Below are 18,606 nucleotides of genomic sequence, written 5' to 3'. Positions count from 1 at the left end.
CTCGATAACGATGTTCGCAGTGACCTATTTCCCGGGCTTAGGTTTGGTGTCCTTGAGGCGTTTGATGGGGACACGCCGATGACAGAACTTGAGAACAGGCTCGAACGGTTCGAGACGCTCACCGCCGAATGCGAGCTGATCGCCAGGCTCGCCACCGACAGCACCAAGCGTGAGTTTTATCTGAAGCTCTCGGAGCGGTATCGCCAGCTGGCGGTGGACATGCGGCAGGCCATAGCGAGCCAAGCTGCGGCCTGACGCCGGCAATCCGTTCTTAACACTTGGCGCGCATCCTCAATGCAGATGCGGGGACGCCTGCGGCGATTTTCCGCAGTGGAAATGCCGGCGCCCGCTGCGGTGCAGCGCGCCTCGCGAGATTGTTTTGTCGTGCCTCACAGGGCGATCCCATGCGCCTCCTTGCGGTCATCATGTTTGGACTCATGACGGCAGCCTGCAACCAGGAGCAGGAGATCACCGGCTCGACCCCGGTGTGCGCGATGCGGAACTTTACCTCCTTCAATCCCCGCGACATGACCCAGTGCGTTGCCGCCTGCAAGGCGTGCGACCACGGCAACACGGTCACCTGCAGCACGTCGTGCACGCTCAAGGGCGCCCGCTGAGCGGCTCCGCCCCTGGTTCGGGGCCGACGGTGTCTCGACGGTGTTTTGGCACCGGAACGATTCACATGGATCAATCATTGAAGGGATGGCAGGACGCGGAGTCCTTTGGAATGGGTATGCTCGATCCCGGTCGGTTCCTGGTCTCATGCTCTCACTGCGCAGCCTGGCCGATGGCCGCCAATGTAAGACGTTCGAGCTGGTCGGCTTCGCCGAACGAGGTCCGCTTCGTTTGCCCGCGCTGCCGCCGCGAGGAGACCGCGATCATCTCCGCCTCCGGCGAGTTGACGCCGATCCGGCGCGTCGACGTCCCGCCGCGCGACGTCACCGCGGCCTGGGCTCAGGCCCAGCGCCCAAGAGGGCGAGCGTAGCCCGCCGTTTAAGGAGAAGAGGCCGAGCGCAGCCAGCTGAGGGCAAGAGGGCTCGCGTCACCATCCGTCGGGACCTCTGATGAGGCAGTTGGAACTGCCGCGGGAGGTGATCCAAGCAGGTGCAAATGTGCTAGGATCGTCGGCATGAGTTCATCCATGCCCCGTCCAATCCTGCCGCCCCTCGGCGACCGTTTCCGCCTTAACCCGGTCGCGGTGCGCCTTGCGCCGCTGTTCGGCTTCGCGCTGCTGATCGTGTCATGCGCGCTGGGAAGCTTTGCATTGGCCTGTGCCACGCTGTTTGCGGCTTGCGCGGTTGTCGCCGCCGCCATGCTGCCGCTGCGTCCGGCGCTGCTCGTCGTCACGGGCGCCTGGCTGGTGAACCAGGGCATCGGCTTCGGCGCGCTGCACTATCCGATCGACCCCAGCACTATCGCCTGGGGCTTCGTCATCGGCGCTGCTGCGCTGCTATCGACCGCAGCAGCATCGACGGTCCTCCGTAGGCTGCCGCAAGGCCGCACGCCGCTGCTGCTTGCGATTGCATTCGTTGCCGCCTACGCGGTCTATGAGTTCGCGCTGCTTGCCGCGACGCCGGTCCTGGGCGGCGAGGGCGCCTTCACCGCCGCCATCGTGACCCGGATCGGGCTGACCAGCGCCATCTGGCTCGCCGGCCTCGTCGCCGCCTGTGAGATCGTCCGTCTGGCCGATCCGTTCGGGCGCGCGATGCGGAACGCCTGAGCGCCAACCAAGGCACTGAAGTCCGGTCATGCCGATAACCGGACCTTTGCCCAGCGCTGCAAGGCGACCGCTGTCCAAACCGTCTCGACAAACCCGAACGGCCAGGCGCCCTGGAGAAAGCCATAGACCCCGCTGAGCGCGCAGGCTGCCGCGAAGGCCAGCACGAAATGCGGTCCGCGCGGCTCGAGCGCGTAAAACAGCAGCATCGCACTGACCGACAGCAGTCCGAAGATTGTGATTGCGTGCATCAGCCGGCCGGAGGCTTCGGCTTCTTGGCGACACCGAGGGTGTGGAAGACGGCGGGCCCCATCACCGGCCACAGCGCGGCCGTCGCGGTCAGAACGGTCGCGGCGCACATTGCAGCCAGCACGGACGATCGGATTTTCAAGCCGCGCGTCCGCGATCGACAGACGATCCAGACCCAGGCGCAGACCACGACGGCGATGGACAGTTTCGTCATCAGCCCGTGCGCATGGTCGAGCACCGCGATCAGGCTGCCCACGCTGGCGAGCACGACAGCGGGTACCCTGCGCCCTCTTGGACAAGAGGGTGAAGCGACGAAGCAAAGCTCGGGCGGAATCAGCCGCGAGAACGCGAAGCGTGTCTGCAAGTTGAATCTGCATTGGCGGATGGCGATTGCTGCCCCTTGCTCCGTCATTGCGAGCGCAGCGAAGCGATCCAGAGTCTTTCCGCGGAGGATTCTGGATTGCTTCCGCCTTCGCTAAAGCTTCGGCGGACAAGTCGCTCCGCTCGCAAAGACGATGTGGAGAGAGTGTGCACAACACTTCGATCTGTGGCCTGGACGCAGCGCCCTTGCAGCGCGTCCGGACAGGCGGGGAGATGAAGGCGCCGACTCACCTTGGCTGCGCCTCGTGGTCGCGCCGAAGTTGCAACGCAGGCACGCACCGGAAACTTGAAGTGGATTGTCCTCCCGCCGGGGGTATCGCAGTAAGCTCGATCGTGTCCTCACGGCCACGATTGTGCCGTCCGTGCAACACCCGTCACGGATTTAACCATCTTCTCTGTCCGTTCGCATCGACGCCGCTTTTTGGCCACACCCGAACATGAATAAAATCACTCGAATATTTTAGCGGCAGCGGTGATCCTGGAAGACGACGGAAATCCCCAAGGTCGATTCAAAAGGTCGATTAAAGTCTTGGCTCTGATTTTTCGGGTCTGAAAGGGTTGGCCGGGGAAACTGGTTTGCGATGGACGCGAAGAGCAACATCAAGCAGAGGCTGCCGAGCCGTCACGTGACGGAAGGTCCTGCGCGCGCGCCCCATCGCTCCTACCTCTACGCCATGGGTCTGACCACCGACCAGATCCACCAGCCCTTCGTCGGCGTCGCCTCGTGCTGGAACGAGGCCGCGCCCTGCAACATCTCCCTGATGCGCCAGGCGCAGGCGGTGAAGAAGGGCGTCGCAGCCGCCGGCGGCACGCCGCGCGAGTTCTGCACCATCACCGTGACCGACGGCATCGCGATGGGGCATGACGGCATGCGCTCCTCGCTGCCGTCGCGCGAATGCATCGCCGATTCCGTCGAACTGACGATCCGCGGCCACGCCTATGACGCTCTCGTTGGCCTGGCCGGCTGCGACAAGTCGCTGCCGGGCATGATGATGGCGATGGTCCGTCTCAACGTGCCCTCGATCTTCATCTATGGCGGCTCGATCCTGCCCGGCAATTTCCGGGGCCAGCAGGTGACCGTGCAGGACATGTTCGAAGCCGTCGGCAAGCACTCGGTCGGCGCAATGTCGGACGAGGACCTCGACGAGATCGAGCGCGTGGCGTGCCCCTCGGCGGGTGCCTGCGGCGCGCAGTTCACCGCCAACACGATGGCGACCGTCTCCGAGGCGATCGGGCTGGCCTTGCCGTACTCGGCCGGTGCTCCGGCACCCTATGAAATTCGCGACGCCTTCTGCATGACCGCGGGCGAGCAGGTCATGGAGCTGATCGCCCAAAACATCCGGCCACGCGACATCGTCACCCTCAAGGCGCTGGAGAATGCCGCCGCCGTGGTCGCCGCGTCCGGTGGCTCGACTAATGCTGCACTGCACCTGCCGGCAATCGCGCACGAGTGCGGCATCAAGTTCGACCTGTTCGACGTCGCCGAAATCTTCAAAAAGACACCGTACGTCGCGGATTTGAAGCCAGGCGGCCGTTATGTCGCCAAAGACATGTTTGAAGTAGGTGGCATACCGCTTCTGATGAAGACGCTGCTCGACAACGGATTTCTCCACGGTGACTGCATGACCGTCACCGGTCGAACGATCGCCGAAAACCTCAAAAGCGTGAAGTGGAATCCGCACCAGGACGTGGTGCACCCGGCAGACAAGCCCATCACCGTCACCGGCGGTGTGGTCGGTCTGAAGGGCAATCTGGCGCCAGAAGGTGCGATCGTGAAAGTCGCGGGAATGTCCAACCTCAGGTTCACCGGTCCGGCCAGGTGCTTCGACCGTGAGGAGGATGCTTTCGAGGCCGTCCAGAAGCGCACCTACCGCGAAGGCGAAGTCATCGTGATCCGCTACGAGGGGCCGAAGGGCGGTCCCGGCATGCGGGAAATGCTCCAGACCACCGCGGCGCTGACCGGCCAGGGCATGGGCGGCAAGATCGCGCTCATCACCGACGGCCGCTTCTCCGGCGCCACCCGCGGCTTCTGCATCGGCCATGTCGGGCCGGAAGCCGCCATCGGCGGCCCGATCGGGTTGCTGGAGGACGGCGATATCATCGAAATCGACGCGGTCGCCGGTACCCTTAACGTAAAATTGAGCGACCAGGAGCTTGCCAAACGCAAGACCAAATGGACCGCTCGCGCGACTAACCACACGACGGGCGCGCTCTGGAAATATGCTCAGCAGGTTGGACCAGCGCTCGGTGGGGCAGTGACCCATCCGGGCGGCGCGCACGAGAAACAGTGCTATGCGGACATCTAGGCGTACCATCGTTGCATTTGTGTTGGGGGCTACTGCGCTGGCCGCGCCGGCGCTCGCCTTTGACGGCGCACCCGTCAGCCAGAAGGATGCGACCATCCCGGTGGTCACGACCTTGCCGGGCGCAGCAGGCAAGGTGCGCAATGTACCGCCAGTCGTGCCCCAGGAAACCTCGCTCAGCGCCCTGCAATATGCCGCGGAGGGTGGCCACCCCATCGCGCAGTGGAAGCTCGGCCGCATGTACGCCAATGGCGACGGCGTCGCCCAGGACGATGTGCGTGCGTTCGAGTATTTCACCCGCATCGCCAACGCGCACGCCGAAGACAGCCCGTCCGCGCCGCAGGCGCAGATCGTCGCCAACGCCTTTGTGGCGCTCGGCCGCTATTATCTCAGCGGCATCCCGAATTCGAAGGTCAAGCCGGACCAGGAGCGGGCGCGGGAGATGTTTTCCTATGCCGCGTCCTATTTCGGCAATGCGGATGCGCAATACGATCTCGCCCGCCTGTACCTGAAGACGCCGGACGCTTCGCGCGAGGATTTCCGCTACGGCGCGCGCTGGCTTGGGCTCGCCGCGCAGAAGGGTCAGCACGAGGCCCAGGCGCTGCTCGGCCAGATGCTGTTCAACGGCGACCGCCTGCCGCGGCAGGCCGCCCGCGGCCTGATGTGGCTGACGCTGGCGCGCGACAGCGCAGGCAGCGACGAGACCTGGATCAAGGAAAACTACAACCGCGCCTTCGCAAAGGCCTCCGACGACGATCGCGCCATGTGCCTGCAGATGCTGGAGCAATGGGTGCAGGGTCGACGGGAGTGATGGGTTGAGGCGGCCTCACGCCGCCTCAAGATCGAGATCCGCCCACACCGGCACGTGGTCCGACGGCTTCTCCCAGCTGCGCACATAGCTGTCGATGCCGACATTGGCGAGCCGGTCGCTGGCCTGTGGCGACAGCAGAAGGTGGTCGATCCGCAGGCCATGGTTCTTCTGCCAGGCGCCGGCCTGGTAGTCCCAGAAAGTGTAGAGCCCGGGCTCGTCGGTGACGGCCCGAAGCCCATCGGTCAGGCCGAGGCCGAGCAGGGACTGAAAACTCTCCCGCGTCTCGGCCTTGAACAGGGCGTCCTCGGTCCAGGCGGCGGGATTATGGACGTCCCGGGCATGCGGGATGACGTTGAAGTCGCCTGCGAGGATCAGCGGCTCCTCGGTCTTGAGGCGCTCCTTCGAATACTCAAGAAGCCGCGACATCCATTTGAGCTTGTAGGGATATTTCTCGGTGCCGACCGGATTGCCATTGGGCAGATAGAGGCAGGCGATGCGCAGCACGCCGGACTTGAGCGTCACCACGCCTTCGAGGAAGCGAGCATGGGCGTCCTCGTCGTCGCCGGCCAGCCCCGACTTGGTCTCGTCGAACCGGAGCTTCGAGAGCAGAGCGACACCGTTGAACGTCTTCTGGCCGTGGGTGACCACGTTGTAGCCGAGCGCCTCGATCTCCAGCCGCGGGAAGGCCTCGTCGACGCATTTGATCTCCTGGAGGCAGACGATGTCCGGCTGGCACTCCTTCAGCCAGGTCAGGAGGAGATCGATGCGCTGCCGGACCGAGTTCACGTTCCAGGTGGCTATTCTGATGGGCATCTTGGCGGCTCCGGGCAGGGGCCATGGTTAGAACAAAATGCAAACGCGCCCGTCAAGGACGCTGCGAAATCTCCCACAAAATTAACCCGGCTTAAGTCGGGCCTGGGCCATTGATCGTGAAAAGGTTTTTCGAATGGGACGGCCGAACAAAGCCATGAAGCGAACCGAGCCCCGCGACGGGTTGATCGGCGCGTTCCTGTACTGGCTCGGCGGCTACGAGATCGAGGACGGCCTGACCGCCGGTCTCAGCGAGCGCGAGCTGAGCCGCATCCGTGCCAAGCAGATCGACGCGGTGATACGCCTGATCCCGGTGACGATGGCCGTCACCATGCTCAACGTCGCCGTTGTGCTGATTTTGTTCTGGGGGCGTGGCTGGAACGACTTTCTCGCGATCTGGGGCATGACCCTCGCGACCGCCGCCTCGCTCGCGGTGCGCGCGTGGCGGCGCTCCCACCAGAGCCCGGCGCAAGAAGTCTCGCCCCGTGCCGTGCGGCAGATGTTGCGGCAGGCGTTTTTCCTCGCCGCAATCTGGGGCACGCTGCCGGTCGCGCTCTTCAGCCGAATCGAGCCGACCAGCCAGCTCATTCTCGCCTGCCTGATGGTCGGCATGATGTCCGGCGGTGCCTTCACGCTCTCGACCTTCCCGCGCGCGGGCCTCGTCTATCTCGCGACGACCACGATCGCCTGCGCCGGGGCGTTGCTGTTGTGCGGCGCCGGGCCTTACCTCGTGACCGCGGTGTTCCTGCTGCTGTTCGCGTTCTTCATGGCGCGCAACATCGTCTCGCAAGGCAATCTGTTCCTTGGCAATCTCAAGGCCCAGCTTGAGCTCGAGCGCAAGACCGAGATCATCTCACTATTGCTGAAAGATTTTCAGGAGAACGCCAGCGACTGGCTGTGGCAGACCGACGCCGAAGGGCATTTGGTCGACGTGCCCGAGCGCTTCGCCGCGGTCGCACAGCTGCCACTGGCCTTGCTGAAGGGCTCGCATTTCGCCGACGTGCTCGACATGCTGTGCCCCGAAGACAAGAGCGCGGCCTACAATGTCGTCGGCCTGATGGAGCACGCCGAACCGCTGCACGAGATGAACCTCAAGGTCGTCGCCGGCGGCGAGGCGCGGCTGTGGTCGCTCACCGCGAAGCCGGCCTACGACCGCGACGGTCAATTCCTCGGCTATCGCGGCTTCGGCCGCGACGTGACCGAGCGCTGGCGCGCGGAAAAGGCCGAGGCCGAGAGCCGCGCCAAATCGGATTTCCTCGCGGTGATGAGCCACGAGATCCGCACGCCGATGAACGGCGTGCTCGGGCTTGCCAGCATGCTTCTGGAGACAAAACTCGATCCGGAGCAGCACGAGGCCGTCACCACGATCCGCGAGTCCGGCGACAATCTCCAGCGCATCCTCAACGACATCCTGGACCTCTCCAAGCTCGAGGCCGGACGCTTCGCATTCGAGGTGATCGACTTCGCGCCGCAGGCGCTGGTAGAGACATTGGCGACCGTCGTGCGCGCGAGTGCCAAGAGCAAGGGGCTCGCGGTCAAGGTCAAGCTCGATCCGAACCTGCCGCCGACGCTGCGCGGCGATGTCGCGCGTATCCGCCAGGTCCTGCACAACCTCGCATCCAACGCGGTGAAGTTCACCGACCAAGGCGAAGTCACGATCGCAGCCGTCTGTCAGGCCCGCCGCGATCTGCTCGCCACCGTCGAATGGAGCGTGACCGACAGCGGTATCGGCATCGCCCCCGAGAAGCTTGGCCAGCTCTTCTCCGACTTCGCGCAGGCCGACGCCTCGATCAGCCGCCGCTTCGGCGGGACCGGGCTTGGGCTTGCGATCTCCCGGCGCATCATCGAACAGATGGGCGGCACCATCGGCGTCACCTCGACGCCGGGCGAGGGCTCGACATTCAGCTTCACGCTGGTGCTGCCCTGGAGCCAGGAGCAGGCATCCGACTACATTGCCGACCGCGACGAAGCCGACGACCTCAAGGCGCGTATCGCGAGTCTCGACCGACCGCTGAGGGTGCTGGTCGCCGAGGACGACGCCGTCAACCGCATGGTCGTGAGCAAGATGCTTGGCGCCTTCGATGTCGAGTTGCGCGTCGTGACCGACGGTGTTGACGCCGTCGCGGCCATGTCCCAAGGCGAATACGATATCGTGCTGATGGACGTGCGGATGCCCGACATGGACGGCCTTGCCGCAACCCGGGCGATCCGTGCGCAAGGTGGCCGATTCGAATCCTTGCCGATCATCGCGCTCACCGCCAATGCCTTCCCCGAGGACGTCAAGATCTGCCGCGAGGCCGGCATGTCGGACTTCCTGGCCAAGCCGCTACGCAAACCCGCGCTGCTGGCGGCGCTGCTGCGCGCGCTCGATGGACATGTGATGGCGGGAGACGCACCACTTCAGCCGGAGCTCATGTCGGTCGACGTGGAGTGGACGGACGAGGAAAGGCAGATGACCGGCGCCTAGCCGGCGACGTCAGATCGAGAAGCTGGTCCCGCAGCCGCAGGACGCCGTGGCGTTCGGATTGTTGACGCGGAACGAGGCGCCGATCAGATCGTCGACGAAATCGACCTGCGACCCCGCCAGGAACGGCTGCGAGGCGGAATCGACCAGCACCACCGCATTGTCCTGCTCGATCACGAGATCGTCGTCAGTGCGGGCACGGTCAATGTCGAACTTGTACTGGAAGCCGGAACAGCCTCCGCCCTCGACCGAGATCCGCAGCATCGCGCCAGACCCTTCGCCCTTGAGGATCTCCCCAATCCGGCGTGCGGCCTTGTCACTGATGGTCACGTCAGTCGTCATCGTTCGTCTCCGATAGGCCCGCGGTCACACCAAGGTCACCTGAAGGTCACGTGCCCTATTCAGTTGGTATCCCGCGTCCGGCATAGTTAAGTGCCACCATACGCAGAATCAAATGGATAGAGACTAAATTCGCCGTGTCCGTCGGAATGGCTGCCCCCCACGCGCCCTATGCCTGCGATCCCGAGCGCAGTCGCGGCCGATTGGTCGCGGAACCGCCAAGCCGGACCCGCAGCCCGTTTCGACGGGATTGCGACCGGGTGATCCATTCCACCGCGTTCCGCCGGCTGAAATACAAGACCCAGGTGTTCGTGTTCCACGAGGGCGACCACTACCGCACCCGGCTGACCCATTCGCTGGAGGTGGCGCAGATCGCCCGCGCGCTGGCCCGGCAGCTCGGGCTGGACGAGGACCTCACGGAAACCCTGGCGCTCGCCCACGATCTCGGCCATCCGCCGTTCGGGCACGCCGGCGAGCGGGCGCTGGACGCCTGCCTGAAGGATTTTGGCGGCTTCGATCACAACGCCCAGACGCTCCGCGTCGTTGCGGCCCTGGAACAGCGCTATCCCGAATTCGACGGGCTCAACCTGACCTGGGAAGCGCTGGAGGGCATCGTCAAGCACAACGGCCCGCTGACCGATCGCAGCGGTGCGCCGGCCGGGCGTTATCGCGAGCGCGGCGTTCCCGTCGGCATCGCCGACTACATCAAGATCTATGATCTCGAATTGTGGAGTTTCGCCTCGCTGGAGGCACAGGTCGCCGCGATCGCGGACGACATCGCCTATGATGCCCACGATATCGACGACGGTCTGCGCGCCGGCCTGTTTCACCTCGACGACCTCAAGGTGATGCCGCTGACCGCGGAGATTATCGCCGAGACTTCTGCGCATTACCCCGATCTCGAAGACGTCAGGCGCGGCGCCGAGCTGGTGCGCGAGCTGATCTCACACTTGATCGGTGCCGTGTTCGCCGAGGCCCAGATAAACCTTGCCGCCGTGAAACCGCAATCCGCACAGGACGTGCGCCAGCAGAGCCGGGCATTGATCGCATTCCCCGCCGCGGTCGCCGAGGAGGAGGCCGCCATCAAGCGCTTTCTCTATCAGCACATGTACCGCCACAAGCGGGTCATGCGGGTGATGGGCGAGGCGGAACAGATCCTGTTCGACCTGTTCGCAAAATACCTCACCTCGCCCGGCGAGTTGCCGCCGGAATGGCTGGTCGGGGCGGAGGCGGACAATGAGGGCGACCGGGCCCGCCGGATCGGGAATTTCATTGCCGGAATGACCGACCGTTTCGCCCTGACCGAGCACCAGCGGCTCTTTGACTCGACCCCGGATTTGCGTTAGGCGGCGCCCATGCCCGACACATCCTCAGCACTGCACCTGTTCGCCGACGTGCTCGCACGCGTGCACGCGGTCTGCCGCGCGCTCGCGGCGGAAGCCAACTGGCCCGAGGGCATCGATTTCTCGCGCGTGGTGGTCGAGCCGCCGCGCGATGCTTCCCATGGCGACATGGCGACCAACGCAGCGATGGTGCTTGCGAAAGAGGCAAAGGCAAAGCCGCGCGACCTCGCCGAGCAGATCGCCGAACGGCTGCGCGCGGACCCGTTGATCGCCAAGGTCGACGTCGCAGGTCCAGGCTTCATCAACCTGACGCTGGAGCCGGCCGCATGGGCCGAGGCGCTACGGACCGTGCTGCGCGAGGGCGCCGATTACGGCCGCGTCCGCGGCGGCTCCAAGGTCAACGTCGAATATGTCTCCGCCAACCCCACCGGACCGATGCATGTCGGCCATTGCCGCGGCGCCGTGTTCGGCGATGCGCTGGCGAGCCTGCTTGAATTCGCAGGCCGTGACGTCACGCGCGAATATTACATCAACGACGCCGGCGCGCAGGTCGACGTGCTCGCCCGCTCCGCGTTCCTCCGGTATCGCGAGGCGCTCGGCGAAGACATCGGCGCGATGCCGGAAGGCCTCTATCCCGGCGACTATCTGAAGCCGGTCGGGCAGGCGCTGGCGCAGGAGCACGGCGACAAGCTCCTCGCCGTGAGCGAGGGCGCGTGGCTACCGACGGTGCGCGCCAAGGCGATCGCGATGATGATGGACGAGATCAAGGATGATCTCGCCGCGCTCAACATCCGCCACGACGTGTTCTTCTCCGAGCGCTCGCTACAGAACGCCGGCAACAACAAGGTCGCCGAGACCATCGATTTCCTGCGCGCCAAGGGCGACGTCTACCAGGGCCGTCTGCCGCCCCCAAAGGGGGCTCCGACCGAGGATTGGGAAGATCGCGAGCAGTTGCTGTTCAAGGCGACCGACTATGACGACGACGTCGATCGCCCGCTGATCAAGTCGGATAATTCCTACACCTACTTCGCCGCCGACATCGCCTACCACAAGAACAAGTTCGATCGTGGTTTCGCGGAGATGATCGACGTCTGGGGCGCCGACCATGGCGGCTACATCAAGCGCATGCAGGCGGCGGTGAAGGCGACCACCTCCGGCAAGGGGGCGCTCGACGTCAAGATCGTCCAGCTGGTGAAGTTGCTGCGCAACGGCGAGCCGGTGAAAATGTCCAAGCGGAGCGGGGACTTCGTCACCTTGCGTGAGGTGGTGGATGAAGTCGGCCAGGACGCCGTCCGCTTCATGATGCTCTACCGCAAGAACGACGCGGTGCTCGACTTCGACCTCGCCAAGGTCATGGAACAGTCGCGCGACAACCCGGTGTTCTACGTGCAGTACGGCCACGCCCGCGGCCACTCGATCTTCCGCAACGCCCGGGCCGAGGTGTTCCCGGAACTCCCGGAGGAAACGGAAAAGCGCATCGCCTGGCTGGGTGAGTCGGCGGTGGAACGGCTGTCGGACCCGGCTGAACTCGACCTTCTTAAGCGGCTCGCAATATTTCCGCGCATGCTGGAAGCGGCCGCAACCGCCCACGAGCCGCACCGAATTGCCTTCTATCTCTATGATTTAGCCAGCGAATTTCATGCACTTTGGACGAAGGGGCGCGATTTGCCCTATTTACGCTTCATTATCAATAATGATGCAGATCTAACGAAGGCGCGGCTGGCCATGGTCCAGGGCGTCGTCTCTGTCCTGGCATCGGGCCTCGCCATCCTCGGCGTCCATGCTCCGGACGAGATGCGGTAGTTTGGGGCGAACTACTTAAGGGATTTCGGGGGTAACCGGCAGAAGCCGGATCGCTTAGACTTGGTTGAAAGCCTTGTGGGTCGAAAGCCGCGCCTTGGTCGAGGGGCGCGCGGCTTTCCCGAAGGGACGCATCATCACGATGGCCGAACGATATCAGGACAGACCGTTTCCTTCCGATGACTATCGCGGTGGCGATCAGCATGGGAGGGCGGAGAGCGGTGATCCCTTGGCCGAACTTGCCCGCCTGATCGGGCAGACCGATCCGTTCGCAGCGCAAGGGCGGCCGGGCGTGCACCCGCCTGCAGCACCTGCGCCTGCCCAGAGCTATCAGGACGACGACTATCGCCAGGACGATGGCCAGCAGGACTATGCCGAGCAGGCCCCGCCGCCGCCCGGGCCACCCTCATGGATGCGGCGCGCCAATGTGCAGCCGCAGACGGTGCCAGCTGAGCCTGCCCATCCCGCTTCCGTAAACCCGGTTCATCCACTGCATCGTTATTCAGCCCAGCCGACTGCGCCCGAGCCTGAACCTGATTATCGTCAGCCGCAGGCCTATCCGGATCAGGCCTATCAAGCTCGCACCCATCAGGGGCAGGCCTATCAGGATCAGGCATATCAGCAGCCCGATCAGGCTTACCAGGAGCAAGCCCACCAGCAGCCCGATCCGGCGCGCTACGACGAGGCGCTCTACGGACGGCTGGAGGCGGGCGAGCAGGACTATCAGCGCGATCCCGCCTATCCCGACGATCCTTACGCGTTCCAGAGCGACTATCCCGAGGCCGATCTCGACGAGCCGAAGAAGCAGCGCGGCGGCATGATGACCGTCGCGGCGATCCTGGCCCTTGCCGTGGTCGGGACCGGCGCTGCGTTCGCTTACAAGACCTATGTGGGCTCGCCCCGCAGCGGCGAGCCGCCGATCATCAAGGCCGACAACACGCCGACCAAAATCGTGCCGGCGCCGTCGGACTCCTCAGCCAAGGTACCGGACCGCATGGTCACCGGAGATGGAGCCGAGAAGATCGTGCCGCGCGAGGAGGCGCCTGTCGACGTCAACGCCAAGGCGGGAGGTCCCCGCGTGGTGTTCCCGGCGCTGAACCAGAACGCGAACCCGCCGCCAGTCGCGAGCGTGTCGCCGTCCAGCATTCCGCTGTCGAGTGCGGGCCCGAATCCGAGCAACGGCACGCTGCCGAACAATTCGCCGCGCGCGATCAGGACCGTGGCCGTGAAGGGCGATCAGACCGACGCCACCGCGTCGCAAGCGGCCACGGCCGCGAAGCCGACAGCTCTCCCGAAGCCCGTTGCGGCACCAGCTGCACCACGCACGCCGCCGACCTCGGCCAATGCCAGTGCCAATCAGCCGCTCTCGCTGGCGCCGCAATCGGCGCCGGCCGCGGAGCCACCGCAGCGGATGGCTGCGACCAATCCGACGCAAATTGCGCCCGCGAGCAGCGGTGGCGGCGGCTACGTCGTGCAGGTCTCCTCGCAGCAGACCGAGGATAGCGCCCACGCCTCCTACCGGGTGCTTCAGAGCAAGTACGGCAGCGTGCTTGGCTCCCGCGCACCCGTGGTCAAGCGGGTCGACCTGACCGACAAGGGCAAGGGAATCGTCTACCGCGCCTTCGCTGGGCCGTACGGATCGCTCGAAGAGGCGAACCAGGCCTGCAACAGTTTGAAATCCGCTGGCCTGTCTGCCTGCTTCGTCCAGAGGAATTAACGGCCGTTTCCTTGACCCTCTCGCGGGTCAGGGTTAATCGGCCGTATGAGCACGCGGGCCTTCATTACCGGCGTTTCCGGAACGGAACTAACCGCCGCCGAGCGGGAGTTTATCCGCAGCGAACGCCCGTGGGGCTTCATCCTCTTCAAGCGCAATGTCGAGACGCCGGCTCAAGTTGCTGCACTCGTTGCGGAATTGCGGGCGGTTGCGGGTTTCGCTGATGCCCCTGTCCTGATCGATCAGGAGGGTGGGCGGGTGCAACGCCTGGCGCCGCCGCATTGGCCGGTCTATCCGCCGGGCGCTATTTTCGCAGGCCTCTACGATACTGATTCGGCGCTCGGGCTGACCGCGGCGCGCCTCAGCGCCCGGCTGATCGCGTGCGATCTCGCAGATCTCGGCATTACCGTGGATTGCTTGCCGCTGGCCGACGTGCCGGTGGCTGGCGCCAACGCCGTCATCGGGAACAGGGCTTACGGCACCGAACCGGGAAAGGTCGCCGCGATCGCCCGCGCGGTCACCGAGGGCCTGGAACAGGGTGGCGTGTTGCCGGTGCTCAAGCACATCCCCGGCCATGGCCGAGCTACGGCCGATACCCATTTCAATCTGCCGACGGTCGACACGTCGCGCGACGAACTGGATCGCACCGACTTCGCGGCATTCAAGCCTTTGGCGGATTTGCCGATGGCCATGACTGCACATGTTGTGTTTAGCGCGGTCGACCCCGCCCATCCGGCGACGACATCTGCGACAATGATCGCTGAGGTGATTCGCGGCGCAATCGGGTTCCAGGGTTTGTTAATGAGTGATGACGTGTCGATGAACGCGCTGTCGGGCAACATCGCCGAACGGATCCGCGCCATTTTTGCGGCCGGCTGCGACATGGCCCTGCATTGCAACGGCAACATCGAGGAAATGCGTGAGGTCGCCGGCCAGACACCCGAACTGGCGGGCAGGGCGCTGGAGCGGGCGAACGCCGCGCTCGCTGCGCGTAAAGGACCGCAACCGTTCGATCGCGCGGCCGCGCGCGCCGAACTGGAGGCATTGATCGCACGGGCAAACACGGCATCGGCATGACCGCAGAAATCCTATCGTTTGAAACCGGGCGGCCCGCAGAGCTCGCCGAGGGTGAGCCGGCGTTGGTGGTGGACGTCGAGGGTTATGAAGGTCCGCTCGACCTGCTGCTCGCACTGGCGCGGCAGCAGAAGGTAGATCTCGCCAAGATCTCGATCCTGGCGCTCGCCGACCAGTATCTCCACTTCATCGAAGCCGCGCGAAAGATCCGCCTCGAGCTCGCCGCCGACTATCTCGTGATGGCGGCATGGCTCGCCTTCTTGAAATCGCGTCTGCTGCTGCCGGAGCCGCCGAGTGCGGAAGGCCCGAGCGCCGAGCAGATGGCAACGGCGCTCGCCAATCGGCTGCGCCGGCTGGAGGCCATTCGTGAAGCCGCCAACCGGCTGATGAACCGGCAGCAATTGCTGCGCGACATTTTCCCGCGCGGCGAGCCCGAGCAGATCGCCGAGATCAGGCATCCGAAATATACCGCGACGCTCTATGACCTGCTCACCGCCTATGCCGCGCAGCGCCAGTCGCGCGTGCTGGCGAGCGTGCATCTGGCCAAGCGCACGGTGTGGTCGCTCGCCGAGGCGCGCGCCACGCTGGAGCGGCTGGTCGGCAGCATCAGCGAGCAAGACGATTGGGGCGTTCTCGACGATTTTCTGCTTCAGCATGTCGCCGATCCGACGCAGCGCGCGACGGTGCTCGCCTCGAGTTTCGCGGCTGCGCTCGAGCTGGTGCGCGAAGGTCAGCTCGAGCTGAATCAGAAAGAGGCGTTTGCGCCCATCTATTTCCGGAAGGGGCGCCCCAAGCCGGTCATGGACGCAGCTCCTGCGCCCGATGCGCCGGTCGCTTAAGTGCAACAAGGAGAATCTGCCATGGCAAGCCTGGCTGAAGTGCGGGTAGAAGAGGCCGAGCCGATGGAGAACGAGTCCCAGGCACGTCCCGAAGAATTGCGGCTGCTGGAAGCGCTGCTGTTCGCTTCGAATGAACCGCTGGATACCGCGACGCTGGCCAAGCGCATGCCCGAGGGCGTCGACGTGAAGGCCGCGCTCGAGCAGTTGCAGGCCGACTACTCCCTGCGCGGCGTGAATCTCGTGCGGGTCGCTAACAAATGGACCTTCCGCACCGCGGGCGATCTCGCCTGGCTGATGACCCGCGAGAGCACCGAAACCCGCCGCCTGTCGCGCGCCGCGATCGAGGTGCTGGCGATCATCGCCTATCACCAGCCGGTGACGCGCGCCGAGATCGAGGAGATCCGCGGCGTCGTCACCTCGAAGGGCACGCTGGACGTGCTGCTGGAAACCGGCTGGATCAAGCCGCGCGGTCGTCGCAAGACGCCGGGCCGTCCCTTGACCTTCGGAACCACCGAGGACTTCCTGTCGCAGTTTACTCTGGAACAGCTCGGCGATTTGCCGGGCCTGGAGGAGCTGAAGGGCACGGGCCTGCTGGATTCGCGCCTGCCGACCGGATTCAGCGTGCCGACGCCGTCGGATGACCCGACTTTGCGGGAAGACGAGGATCCGCTGGAGCCGGGCGAGGACCTTGATCTGGCGCTGGCGCCCGCGGTCGAGCCCGAGACGCCGCCGGAAGGCGGCCATGAGGGGGGCGAGGGTGGCAGCGAGGACTGACGTCCCGGCCTTTTACCGGCCGCCTGCGACCAGTTAACACTAGCAAAATTACGTAGCGCCAACAGCGAATTGGCGCTGCCTTGGTCCTTGTTTTTGACACCTGCCAAGCCTAGGTTTCGGTGAAGATCGGCCGGTCCCCGGCCATGCGCGTTTGGAGGGTTGCAGGATGGGTTCACTCAGCATTTGGCACTGGGTCCTGGTGATCGCAGTGGTCCTGCTGCTGTTCGGTCGCGGCAAGATCTCGGATCTGATGGGCGACGTGGCGCAGGGCATCAAGGCGTTCAAGAAGGGCATGCAGGACGACGACAAGGTCGCCGACAAGCCCGAGCCGGCCAAGTCCATCGAGCACAACAATGCCGCGCCGACCGCGGCACGGTCGGACGTCGGCAGCAAGGCCGTCTGAGCCAGAGAGCACGCGAGACGCGGGTAGCGGACCCGATCCTGCGCGCGAGGGATTGGGCCGGCTGCGGCTGGCGTGAACGGAAGACCTCATGTTCGACATCGGGTGGAGTGAACTGGTCCTGATCGGGGTCGTGGCCCTGATCGCCATCGGCCCGAAAGAGCTGCCGGGCGTGCTGCGCATGGTCGGGCAGTGGATGGGCAAGGCGCGCAAGATGGCCGCCGAATTCCAGGGCCAATTCCAGGAAGCGATGCGCGAGGCCGAAATGGCCGACCTCAAGAAGAGCTTCGACGAGGTCAAGGAAGCGGCTTCCGGCTTCGCCGGCAACAATTTGATGACCTCGCTCCAGAAAGACGTCAGCGACGCGCTCCGCGTCGATGCGCTGGACAAGCCCGCCGAGACCTCGATCTCCACCGCTGTCGAACCGTCGGCGACTTCAAGCGAAGCGCTGACGACGCCCACCACGCCGGAAGCGCCGACGCCGGAGACCTTCGTGGAAGCCGAGGCACATGCGGCCGTGAACGAGCCGCTCGCCATCACCCGTGAGGTCGAGCAGGCGCAGGTCGCTCAAGGTTCGGGCACGCAAGATTCCGTCACCCAGGACACTGCGCCGGCCGAGGCGATTAAGGACGCCAAAGCGTCATGAGCGCCGCCGATATCGAGGCCAGCAAAGCTCCCCTGATGGACCATTTGATCGAGCTGCGTTCGCGGCTGATCAAAGCGCTGCTCGGCTTCGGCATTGCCTTCATCTTCTGCTTCTTCTTCGCCAAGCAGATCTACAACGTGCTGGTCTGGCCGTTCGTGTGGATCGCGGGTCCCGAGAACTCGAAATTCATCTACACCGCGCTGCTGGAATATTTCATCACCCAGCTCAAGCTCGCGCTGTTCGGCGCCGGCTTCATCTCGTTCCCGATCGTCGCGACACAAATCTATAAGTTCGTCGCTCCCGGACTCTACAAGCACGAGAAGCAGGCCTTCCTGCCGTATCTGGTCGCGACCCCGTTCTTCTTCGTGCTGGGCGCAGCACTGGTCTATTTCGTCGTGCTGCCCATGCTGGTCCGCTTCTCGCTCGGCATGCAGCAGGCCGGCAGTGACGAGACCGCGCAGATCCAGCTGCTGCCCAAGGTCGGCGAATATCTGTCGCTGATGATGTCGCTGATCTTCGCCTTCGGCATCGCCTTCCAGCTTCCGGTGATCCTGACGCTGCTGGGGCGCATCGGCATCGTCACTTCTAAAATGCTGCGCGAGAAGCGCCGCTATTTCATCGTCGTTGCCTTCGTCATCGCGGCCGTTCTGACCCCGCCCGATGTGCTCAGCCAGTGCTCGCTCGCGATTCCCTTGCTCGCGCTCTACGAGGGCTCGATCATCGCGGTGGGAATTGTGGAGAAGAAGGCTGCAGCTTCGCAAGCCTCTAGCGGCACCGACGTATCGACGCCGGCCAATCCGGCAGAGTAGGGCGCCCCATACTCCGGTGTCATTCCCCGCGAAAGCGGGGAATCCAGTACGCCGCGGCCTATGGGGAATCAGTGATGTTTCTGGAATACTGGATCGCCCGCTTTCGCGGGCGATGACAGCCGTGCTAGGGGAA

The 18,606-nt window shown here is 64.7% G+C and carries 20 protein-coding genes; 15 read left to right on the top strand and 5 right to left on the bottom strand.

The genetic code is table 11. The features are described from left to right. Positions 1-78: 78 nt before the first annotated feature. Together ACFQX9_RS25095 and ACFQX9_RS25090 are read left to right on the top strand one after the other, a co-directional pair. Positions 79-255, top strand: a complete 177-nt coding sequence (locus tag ACFQX9_RS25095) for a hypothetical protein (RefSeq protein ID WP_018458044.1) — start codon at positions 79-81, stop codon at positions 253-255. A gap of 149 nt (positions 256-404) precedes the next feature. Further along, positions 405-617 carry a hypothetical protein gene (locus tag ACFQX9_RS25090; protein WP_085353209.1) on the top strand — a complete coding sequence of 71 codons (213 nt, stop codon included), beginning with the start codon at positions 405-407 and terminating at the stop codon, positions 615-617. A gap of 151 nt (positions 618-768) precedes the next feature. On the opposite strand, the gene ACFQX9_RS25085 is transcribed toward ACFQX9_RS25090, so the two are convergent. Next, the gene (locus ACFQX9_RS25085) at positions 769-942 is read right to left on the bottom strand and encodes a hypothetical protein (protein ID WP_018458042.1); all 174 of its coding nucleotides are present in this window, start codon (positions 940-942) and stop codon (positions 769-771) included. A 199-nt stretch (positions 943-1,141) separates the two neighbouring features. On the opposite strand from ACFQX9_RS25085, the gene ACFQX9_RS25080 reads away from it, so the two are divergent. Beyond that, a complete protein-coding gene (locus ACFQX9_RS25080; protein ID WP_377790989.1) occupies positions 1,142-1,720 on the top strand; it encodes a hypothetical protein in 579 nt (192 codons plus the stop codon). A gap of 26 nt (positions 1,721-1,746) precedes the next feature. On the opposite strand, the gene ACFQX9_RS25075 is transcribed toward ACFQX9_RS25080, so the two are convergent. Then, positions 1,747-1,968, bottom strand: a complete 222-nt coding sequence (locus ACFQX9_RS25075) for a hypothetical protein (protein WP_317246436.1) — start codon at positions 1,966-1,968, stop codon at positions 1,747-1,749. Beyond that, positions 1,968-2,234, bottom strand: a complete 267-nt coding sequence (locus tag ACFQX9_RS25070; RefSeq protein WP_377790988.1) for a hypothetical protein — start codon at positions 2,232-2,234, stop codon at positions 1,968-1,970. Before ACFQX9_RS25070 ends, ACFQX9_RS25075 begins: the two co-directional genes overlap by 1 nt. 694 nt (positions 2,235-2,928) lie before the next feature. On the opposite strand from ACFQX9_RS25070, the gene ilvD reads away from it, so the two are divergent. Both ilvD and ACFQX9_RS25060 read left to right on the top strand, forming a co-directional pair. Next, a complete protein-coding gene (ilvD, locus tag ACFQX9_RS25065) occupies positions 2,929-4,653 on the top strand; it encodes a dihydroxy-acid dehydratase (protein WP_377790987.1) in 1,725 nt (574 codons plus the stop codon). Beyond that, positions 4,640-5,461: a tetratricopeptide repeat protein gene (locus tag ACFQX9_RS25060; RefSeq protein WP_007590646.1), complete on the top strand. Its 822-nt coding sequence runs from the start codon at positions 4,640-4,642 to the stop codon at positions 5,459-5,461. Before ilvD ends, ACFQX9_RS25060 begins: the two co-directional genes overlap by 14 nt. Positions 5,462-5,476: 15 nt before the next feature. Here ACFQX9_RS25060 and xth read toward each other — a convergent pair whose 3' ends face one another. Beyond that, positions 5,477-6,274, bottom strand: coding sequence for an exodeoxyribonuclease III (gene xth / locus ACFQX9_RS25055; RefSeq protein ID WP_377790986.1), 798 nt, complete (start codon positions 6,272-6,274; stop codon positions 5,477-5,479). A 133-nt stretch (positions 6,275-6,407) separates the two neighbouring features. Here xth and ACFQX9_RS25050 point away from each other — a divergent pair, with 133 nt between their 5' ends. Beyond that, positions 6,408-8,738 carry an ATP-binding protein gene (locus tag ACFQX9_RS25050; RefSeq protein WP_377790984.1) on the top strand — a complete coding sequence of 777 codons (2,331 nt, stop codon included), beginning with the start codon at positions 6,408-6,410 and terminating at the stop codon, positions 8,736-8,738. Between the two features lie 9 nt (positions 8,739-8,747). Here ACFQX9_RS25050 and erpA read toward each other — a convergent pair whose 3' ends face one another. Continuing rightward, entirely contained in the window at positions 8,748-9,077 is a 330-nt protein-coding gene (erpA, locus tag ACFQX9_RS25045; protein ID WP_007610737.1) for an iron-sulfur cluster insertion protein ErpA, read from the bottom strand. Between the two features lie 134 nt (positions 9,078-9,211). On the opposite strand from erpA, the gene ACFQX9_RS25040 reads away from it, so the two are divergent. From ACFQX9_RS25040 to tatC, 9 genes are all read left to right on the top strand, one after another. Next, positions 9,212-10,420: a deoxyguanosinetriphosphate triphosphohydrolase gene (locus tag ACFQX9_RS25040; protein WP_026233487.1), complete on the top strand. Its 1,209-nt coding sequence runs from the start codon at positions 9,212-9,214 to the stop codon at positions 10,418-10,420. 9 nt (positions 10,421-10,429) lie between these two features. Next, positions 10,430-12,220: an arginine--tRNA ligase gene (gene argS, locus ACFQX9_RS25035; RefSeq protein WP_377790981.1), complete on the top strand. Its 1,791-nt coding sequence runs from the start codon at positions 10,430-10,432 to the stop codon at positions 12,218-12,220. Positions 12,221-12,359: 139 nt separating this feature from the next. Then, positions 12,360-13,934, top strand: coding sequence for an SPOR domain-containing protein (locus tag ACFQX9_RS25030; protein WP_247370417.1), 1,575 nt, complete (start codon positions 12,360-12,362; stop codon positions 13,932-13,934). Positions 13,935-13,979: 45 nt separating this feature from the next. Continuing rightward, positions 13,980-15,008 carry a beta-N-acetylhexosaminidase gene (gene nagZ / locus ACFQX9_RS25025; RefSeq protein WP_377790980.1) on the top strand — a complete coding sequence of 343 codons (1,029 nt, stop codon included), beginning with the start codon at positions 13,980-13,982 and terminating at the stop codon, positions 15,006-15,008. Then, on the top strand, positions 15,005-15,844 hold the full coding sequence (locus ACFQX9_RS25020) for a ScpA family protein (protein ID WP_027518127.1): 840 nt from the start codon (positions 15,005-15,007) through the stop codon (positions 15,842-15,844). The genes nagZ and ACFQX9_RS25020 overlap by 4 nt, the downstream gene beginning before the upstream one ends. A 21-nt stretch (positions 15,845-15,865) precedes the next feature. Next, positions 15,866-16,618 (top strand): SMC-Scp complex subunit ScpB, encoded by a 753-nt coding sequence (gene scpB / locus ACFQX9_RS25015; protein WP_027567087.1) that lies wholly within the window; start codon positions 15,866-15,868, stop codon positions 16,616-16,618. A gap of 166 nt (positions 16,619-16,784) precedes the next feature. Continuing rightward, positions 16,785-17,021, top strand: coding sequence for a twin-arginine translocase TatA/TatE family subunit (locus tag ACFQX9_RS25010; RefSeq protein ID WP_007610722.1), 237 nt, complete (start codon positions 16,785-16,787; stop codon positions 17,019-17,021). An 88-nt stretch (positions 17,022-17,109) separates the two neighbouring features. Then, positions 17,110-17,664, top strand: a complete 555-nt coding sequence (tatB, locus tag ACFQX9_RS25005; RefSeq protein WP_085353196.1) for a Sec-independent protein translocase protein TatB — start codon at positions 17,110-17,112, stop codon at positions 17,662-17,664. Continuing rightward, the gene (gene tatC, locus ACFQX9_RS25000) at positions 17,661-18,473 is read left to right on the top strand and encodes a twin-arginine translocase subunit TatC (RefSeq protein ID WP_018458028.1); all 813 of its coding nucleotides are present in this window, start codon (positions 17,661-17,663) and stop codon (positions 18,471-18,473) included. The genes tatB and tatC overlap by 4 nt, the downstream gene beginning before the upstream one ends. Positions 18,474-18,606: the final 133 nt, after the last annotated feature.

It is taken from the genome of Bradyrhizobium sp. GCM10028915 (genome assembly GCF_042666195.1).
Classification (GTDB): domain Bacteria; phylum Pseudomonadota; class Alphaproteobacteria; order Rhizobiales; family Xanthobacteraceae; genus Bradyrhizobium; species Bradyrhizobium canariense_D.
This window is presented reverse-complemented; position numbering and strand designations above follow the sequence as displayed.